This is a genomic window from Candidatus Pelagibacter communis (genome assembly GCF_001179985.1).
Classification (GTDB): domain Bacteria; phylum Pseudomonadota; class Alphaproteobacteria; order Pelagibacterales; family Pelagibacteraceae; genus Pelagibacter; species Pelagibacter ubique_J.
This window is the reverse complement of the sequence record NZ_CVSI01000036.1, coordinates 1-7,665: the sequence shown is the minus strand read 5'-3', so window position 1 is coordinate 7,665 and position 7,665 is coordinate 1. Positions and strand designations below refer to the sequence as shown.

The 7,665-nt window shown below is 30.9% G+C and carries 6 protein-coding genes and 1 pseudogene; 1 reads left to right on the top strand and 6 read right to left on the bottom strand.

What is annotated here, in order from left to right:
- Positions 1 to 140 precede the first annotated feature (140 nt).
- Positions 141 to 1,031, top strand: coding sequence for an RNA polymerase sigma factor RpoH (rpoH, locus tag AMN80_RS01815; RefSeq protein ID WP_075520311.1), 891 nt, complete (start codon positions 141 to 143; stop codon positions 1,029 to 1,031).
- Here the strand turns inward: rpoH and AMN80_RS01810 are convergent.
- From AMN80_RS01810 to AMN80_RS05575, 6 genes and pseudogenes are all read right to left on the bottom strand, one after another.
- Complete coding sequence (locus tag AMN80_RS01810) at positions 1,024 to 2,319, bottom strand: adenylosuccinate synthase (RefSeq protein WP_075520310.1); 1,296 nt, start codon at positions 2,317 to 2,319, stop codon at positions 1,024 to 1,026. The two genes, rpoH and AMN80_RS01810, sit on opposite strands and share 8 nt — an antisense overlap.
- The gene (gene thiD / locus AMN80_RS01805) at positions 2,316 to 3,125 is read right to left on the bottom strand and encodes a bifunctional hydroxymethylpyrimidine kinase/phosphomethylpyrimidine kinase (protein WP_075520309.1); all 810 of its coding nucleotides are present in this window, start codon (positions 3,123 to 3,125) and stop codon (positions 2,316 to 2,318) included. The genes AMN80_RS01810 and thiD overlap by 4 nt, the downstream gene beginning before the upstream one ends.
- 1 nt (position 3,126) lies before the next feature.
- Positions 3,127 to 4,458 (bottom strand): phosphoglucosamine mutase, encoded by a 1,332-nt coding sequence (gene glmM, locus AMN80_RS01800; protein WP_075520308.1) that lies wholly within the window; start codon positions 4,456 to 4,458, stop codon positions 3,127 to 3,129.
- A 1-nt stretch (position 4,459) separates the two neighbouring features.
- A complete protein-coding gene (gene folP, locus AMN80_RS01795) occupies positions 4,460 to 5,506 on the bottom strand; it encodes a dihydropteroate synthase (RefSeq protein ID WP_075520307.1) in 1,047 nt (348 codons plus the stop codon).
- Positions 5,507 to 5,511: 5 nt separating this feature from the next.
- Complete coding sequence (ftsH, locus tag AMN80_RS01790) at positions 5,512 to 7,407, bottom strand: ATP-dependent zinc metalloprotease FtsH (protein ID WP_075520306.1); 1,896 nt, start codon at positions 7,405 to 7,407, stop codon at positions 5,512 to 5,514.
- Between the two features lie 64 nt (positions 7,408 to 7,471).
- Positions 7,472 to 7,665: pseudogene (locus AMN80_RS05575) on the bottom strand (tRNA lysidine(34) synthetase TilS); the annotation flags it as partial.

Here is a 7,665-nt window from a genome sequence, read left to right as displayed (position 1 = left end):
TTATCATCCAACTAAAAATACAAGAATGAATTTTAAATCTAAATTACCAAATGATCTTGAAAATATTCTAAAAAGTCTAAGAAATGCTTAAAATTTTATACATTGTAAATTTAAAAAAATTAATTAAATAAGTCTTAGAAATGAGTAGTTCAACATTCAAATATCCAGCTTTAACCAACGAAGGTGGTTTATCGCTATATTTAGAGCAAATCAAAAAGTTTCCTATGCTTGACGCAGAAGAAGAGTACATGTTGGCAAAGAATTGGAAAAATACTGGTAATGTTAAAGCTGCAGAAAAATTAGTTACAAGTCATTTGCGATTAGTTGCAAAAATTGCAATGGGCTATAAAGGATATGGTTTACCTTTAAACGAAATAATATCAGAAGGTAATGTTGGTTTGATGCAAGCAGTAAAAAAATTTGAACCAGAAAAAGGTTTTAGACTAGCAACATATGCTATGTGGTGGATAAAGGCATCTATACAGGAATATATTTTAAGATCATGGAGTTTAGTTAAAATGGGTACGACAACAGCTCAAAAAAAACTCTTTTTTAATTTAAAAAAACTAAAAAATCAAATTTCTCCAAGAAGTGAAGGAGATTTAAAAAATGAAGATGTTAAAAAAATTGCATCCACATTAGATGTTAGTGAAGATGAAGTTGTTTCCATGAATAGAAGGTTGTCTGGAAAAGAACAGTCATTAAATGCTCCCATTGGTGAAGATGGAGATGAGTGGCAAGATTGGGTTGTTGATAAAACAATGGACCACGATTTAAAAATTGCTCATCAGGATGAGATGGAGCAAAGAAAAGATCTATTAAAAGATTCAATTAAAATTCTTAACGAAAGAGAAAAAGAAATCTTGTATTCAAGAAGACTTACAGATGATCCAAAAACTCTAGAGGACTTAAGTAAAAGATTTAAAATTAGTAGAGAAAGAATTAGACAAATTGAGAATAAAGCATTTGAAAAACTTCAAAAACATATGCTTAACTCAGCTAACTCTAAAAATTTGTTACCTGCTAATTAATCTTAAAAGGATCTTCAATTAAAATAGTATCATTTCTTTCAGGACTAGTTGAAATACTTGATACTTTAGTTTCTATAAATTGCTCTAACTCACGAATATATTTTTTTGCATTATCAGGCAAGTCTTTAAAATTTTTGATTCCTTTTGTAGAAGTTTTCCAACCTTCAAAAGTTTTATAAACCGGCTTTACTTTTAATTGATCATCGACTGCGGCTGGTAAATAATCAATTTTATTTCCGTCTAATTCATATGCAACACACATTTTTACATAATCTAAATCATCTAATACATCAAGCTTAGTCAGAGCTATTCCATTAATTCCTGAAATTTTAATAGTTTGTCTAACTAAAACTCCATCAAACCAGCCACAACGTCTTTTTCTATGAGTTACCGTTCCAAACTCTTTACCTTTAGTACCAAGTTCTTCACCAATTTCATCTTTTAACTCTGTTGGAAAAGGTCCTTCACCAACTCGAGTTGTGTATGCTTTTGTGATACCTAAAACATAATTTATAGAATTTGGCCCACAACCTGAACCAGTTGCCGCTGAAGATGCAACAGTATTGGAAGAAGTTACAAATGGATAGGTACCATGATCAACATCCAAGAGAACACCTTGTGCACCTTCAAATAAAATTTTTTTGTTTTGAGATTTAAATTCATCTATTTTTTTCCATACCGGTTTTGAGTATTTTAGAATTTCTGGAGCAATTTTTAATAAATCCTTTTTTAACTTATCTTTTTTATAAACCTTTTTTCCAAGTCCTTTTCTTATAGCGTTATGATGCAATAATACAATTTCAAGCCTATGGTCCAAATTTTCCTCTGATACTAAGTCCATCACTCTTATGGATCTTCTACCAACTTTGTCTTCATATGCCGGTCCAATACCTCTTCTTGTAGTTCCAATTTTAGCGTTTCCTGCGGCGTCCTCTCTAATTTCATCCATTTCTTTATGAAACGGTAATATTAAATTTGCAGACTCAGATATTATTAAATTTTTTGGACTAACTGTAACACCTTTAGATTTAATCTCATCAATTTCGTCTAATAAAGCCCAAGGATCAACCACCACACCGTTTCCAATTATTGAAATTTTATTTTTTCTTACTATTCCTGATGGGAGGAGTCTTAATTTGTATGTAATACCTTCTATCACAAGCGTATGCCCGGCGTTATGGCCTCCTTGAAATCTAACTACAATATCAGCTTCACTAGACAACCAATCTACGATTTTTCCTTTTCCTTCATCGCCCCACTGTGATCCAACTACTGCAACATTTTTCATTTAATTTTTTTTATTTCTATATTATTTATATGATTAATTGGTCCATGCCCTTTACCATAATTTGGTCCTGACATAATAGCACGGTTAACATAATTTATTCCTAGCTCACAAGATTTCTTTAGAGTTTTTCCACATGAATAAAATGTAGTAATTGCACTCGAAAGTGTACAACCAGTTCCATGGGTATTTTTTGTAATTATTTTTTTGCTGTTAAATATCTCTACTTTATTATCACTTAAAAGCACGTCATGAATTGTTTTTGTTCTGAGATGACCGCCTTTTATTAAAACATTTTTTACACCTAAAATATTTATTTTTTTTGCAGCATGGATCATGTCTTCAATTGTTTTTATGGAGATACCTGACAGAACTTCTGCCTCAGGAACATTAGGAGTAACTAATGTAACTTTTTTTAATAAATTATTTTTTAATAATTTGATTGATCTTTTGTTAACTAATCTCTGACCTCCTTTTGCTATCATCACAGGATCAAGTATAATTTTTTTAATATTTAATTTATTTAATGACTTTAGAACTGTTTTAATCACACTTTCAGAATGCAACATTCCTATTTTAATCGCATCTGGTTTTATATCTTTTGAAGTAAATTCAATTTGTTTTGAAATTACATTTATTGGGATTGGGATTATAGAATTTATTCCAACAGTATTTTGGGATGTGACCGCTGTAATAGCTGTCATTGCATAAGATCCTAGTGCTGTAATAGTTTTAATATCTGCTTGAATGCCTGCACCACCAGACGAGTCTGATCCTGCAATTACTAGTACTTTAGATTTTATTTTCAAATTAATTCAAAGATCTTTTAATAATATTTATACAATTTAATAATAATTTTTTATTATCTGTTTCAACCATTATTCTAATCTTAGGTTCTGTACCAGATTTTCTAACCAAAATTCTTCCTTGCTTTTTAATTATTTTAGAGGCTTTTTTGATGGCATTTTTACACTTAAGAGTATCTATGATTGATTTATCTTTAACAGTGACATTTTCCAATAATTGTTTAGTTGGTTTAAATACGTTAAAAATTTCGCTAGCCTTTTTGCCTTTTCTCATTGCAAATAACACTTCCAAAGCAACCAATAAGCCATCTCCCGTTGTTGCAAATTTCCCTAAAATAATATGTCCTGATTGTTCGCCTCCTAAATTAAATTTATTTTTTTGCATTTTTTCTTTTACGTATCTGTCACCAACTTTTGCTCTTAAGAATTTTATTTTTTCGTTTTTGAAATATTTTTGTAGTCCATAATTTGACATTAGGGTTCCAATTACACCACCTTTTAATATTTTTTTTCTCTTCCATCTTGTAGCTAACATTCCGATAATTTGGTCTCCATCTATTATTTTGCCTCTTTCATCTGCTAATATTACCCTGTCTGCATCACCATCTAAAGAAATACCAATGTGTGCTTTATTTTTTCTCACGAATGACTGTATTTTCTGTGGAAAAGTCGAACCACATTTTAAGTTAATATTAAATCCATTAGGTGAAGTTCCAGTCTCATAAATTTTTGCACCCAGAGATTTTAAAAGATTTGGAGCTGATTTATATCCAGCACCATTTGCACAATCTATTGCAATCCTCATTTTTTTAAGATTAAAATTACCAGGGAAATTTTTTTTTAAAATTTGAATATAGTCGTCATTTGCGTTTTCTAACCTTTTGACTCTACCCAATTTTTTAGGGTCAGACAAATTTTTTATTATTTTAGAGTCTATAAGTTTTTCAATTCTCATTTCAATTTTATCTGATAATTTTAATCCATCTGGACCAAAAAGTTTTAAACCATTGTCGTAATAGGGGTTGTGAGATGCAGTTATCATAATTCCCATATTTGCTCTCATTTTTTTTGTTAACATTGCAAGTCCGTTTGTCGGCAAAGGTCCCAATAAAATTACGTGCATTCCAGCTGATGCAAGTCCGGAGACAAGTGCGGGCTCTAAAGTATAACCGGATAATCTTGTATCTTTTGCAATAATTGCCACTTGTTTAGATTTTTTAAGATTTTTAAAATAAGTTCCAGCCGCTAAACCAAACCTAAAGAACATTTCACCATTGATATTTCCTTGATTAACCTTTCCTCTGATTCCGTCAGTACCAAAATATTTTTTTGACATTTTATTTGTTAATAGATTTAAACACCTTTAATCCTTGAGAAATTTCATTAAAGTCATGAACCCTCATTATTTGAACTCCATTCATCACTGCATGAATAGATGATGCTAATGTGCCTCCAAGTCTAATATTGCTATCATTCTTACCAGAAATATATTTTATAAATCTTTTTCTAGAAGAACCTAACATTATAGGAAAACCTAAAGAGTGGAAAATAGAAATATTGTTCATTATGGTAATATTATGTTTCAAGTTTTTTCCAAAACCTATTCCTGGATCTAAAATAATATTGTTATGCCTTACTCCAGCTTTTCTTAAAAGTTCAATTTTTTTTTCAAAAAAATCATATATTTCGAGAAGAACATTATTGTAGGAAGGTTTTCTTTGCATCGTCCTTGGTTCTCCTTTTGAATGATTAATGATCAAAGGAAGTTTTGTTTTTTTAAGGAAATCGATAGTTTTGGTATCGTATGAAAAGCCAGAAACATCGTTAACAATATTAAGTTTATATCTTAAAGCTTTATGCATAACAAAAGTTTTTCTAGTATCTAAAGACAACAAAAATTTATAATTTCTAATTTTTTTTAGTAAGTTCTTTATTCTTTTCCATTCAATATTTTCATCTACATCTTCAGATCCTGGTCGGGTTGACTCTCCTCCTACATCAACAATTTTACAACCAGATTTTAATAGTGATTTCACTCTTTTTAATGCTGAGTCAATTTGATTGTATTGTCCTCCATCTGAAAAACTATCAGGTGTGAGATTTAATATTCCAATCAATAATGGTTCTTTTAAGCTAATCTTACAAAACGATTTTTTTTTTGTGATTTTTTTTAAGTCTTTCTTTATTTTTTTTTTTAGATCAAAACTTAATGAATTGATAATATTAATGTTTATTTTTCTTTTTTTTTTTCTTGATAAAATTTCAACTGTATCGAAAGATAATTCTTTATTACCGTGCAATGGAAGTGCCTTTTTTTTCTTAAGCATTTCTAATGATGATTTACCGTAATAAAAATTACACGCTCTAGTGTAATATTTTGACATTGATTTTAGTGAACTATTTTAGGTTTTAAACCAATAGATCCTAATGCTGAACCTGAATTATCTTCCTCAATTTTTAAGTCTTCTTTATTAGGCGGATAGACATTTTTATTAATTAAATCCTCTATTTCGGAACCTGTTAAAGTTTCGTAAACTAGAAGTGCTTTTGCCAACTTATGTAAATCCTCAATTTTTTCTTTAAGAATTTTTTTAGCTCTTTCATATCCCATGTCTACAAATCTTTTAATTTCAGCATCTACTTTTCTCGCTGTTTCTTCAGACATATTTTGTTGTCTGGCAACTGATCTACCAAGAAAAACTTCTTCCTCATTTTCACCGTAAAGTATGGGTCCTAATTCTTTACTCAATCCAGCTCTCATTACCATAGCTCTAGCTCTTTTTGTAGCTTGTTCAATATCGCTAGAAGCTCCAGTTGTTACCTTATCGTCTCCAAAAATAATTTCCTCTGCTACTCTTCCACCCATAGCAATTGCCATTTGTGCGTGTAGTTGTTCTCTTGTTTGAGATACCTCATCTCTTTCTGGTAATTGCATAACCATTCCTAGCGCTCTGCCTCGAGGTATAATTGTTGCCTTGTGGATTGGATAAGCTGCTTTTTCATTAAGAGTTACAATAGCATGTCCCGCTTCATGATAAGCAGTTAATTTTTTTTCTTCTTCTGTCATTACCATTGATCTTCTTTCAGCGCCCATCATAACTTTATCTTTTGCTTCTTCAAATTCTTGTGAAGTTACAATTCTTTTATTTTTACGTGCTGCTAAAAGAGCTGCTTCATTTACTAGATTTGCTAAATCTGCGCCAGAAAAACCTGGGGTTCCTCTTGCAACAGTTCTTAAATTCACGTCCGGTGACATTGATATTTTTTTTGCGTGAACTTTCAAAATTTTTTCTCTACCTATAATGTCTGGATTAGAGACAACAACTTGTCTATCAAATCTTCCAGGTCTTAATAGTGCGGGGTCTAAAACATCTGGTCTATTAGTAGCTGCAATAATTATTACTCCTTCATTTGTATCAAATCCATCCATTTCGACTAACAATTGGTTTAACGTCTGTTCTCTCTCATCGTTACCTCCACCAAGTCCAGCTCCTCTGCTTCTTCCTACAGCATCTATCTCATCTATAAAAATTATACATGGAGAATGTTTTTTTCCTTGTTCAAACATATCTCTAACTCTTGATGCACCAACACCAACGAACATTTCAACAAAATCTGACCCAGATATAGTAAAAAAGGGAACTCCAGCTTCCCCTGCAATAGCTCTTGCTAGAAGTGTTTTACCAGTTCCTGGAGGTCCAACAAGAAGACATCCTCTAGGTATTTTGCCACCTAATCTACTAAATTTTTTTGGATCCTTTAAAAATTCTACGACTTCTTCAACTTCTTCTTTAGCTTCTTCAACACCGGCAACATCATTGAAAGTTACTTTTCCTTTAACTTCATTCATCATTTTTGCTTTAGATCTTCCAAAACCCATGGCACCACCTTTACCGCCTTGCATTTGTCTCATAAAGAAAATCCATACAGCGATTAATAGCAACATCGGAAACCACGATAGCAAAACTCCAAGAAGTGATGGCATTTTTTCATCTGTTGGAACAGCTGAAATACTAACACCACTATCGGATAACTTTTCAACTAAATTAGGGTAGTTTGCAGAATAGGTAGTAAAGGTTTTACCATTTGCCATTACACCTTTTATGTTATTTCCCTGTATTTGAACCTCTACAACTCTTCCGTTATCAACTTCCTTTAAAAATTCTGAAAAAATAATTTTTTCATTATTTGTTGATTTAATATTTTGTGGGTTTTTAAACATATTATAGAGACCTATAGTCAGAATGACTATAATTGCCCACATTGCTAGATTTTTAAAATTCATATTAAGTCCTTAAATTAAGAATTATTCTATATTAAACAAGTGCTAAATTGTAACATAATTTAGTTTATTTTATGTTTTCAAGGTAAATTAGTGTTGTATTATTTACTCTTTCTATAATACAGCCACCTAAAGTAGTTTTTTTAAAAGCATTACCTCTTATCTCAGAGATTTTTTTTAGCAAAGATTTGCCTCTGGGATAATAGTACTTGCTGTTAATTTTTGATATTAAGTTTGAGAGTGATCTAAGGACAATTTCAT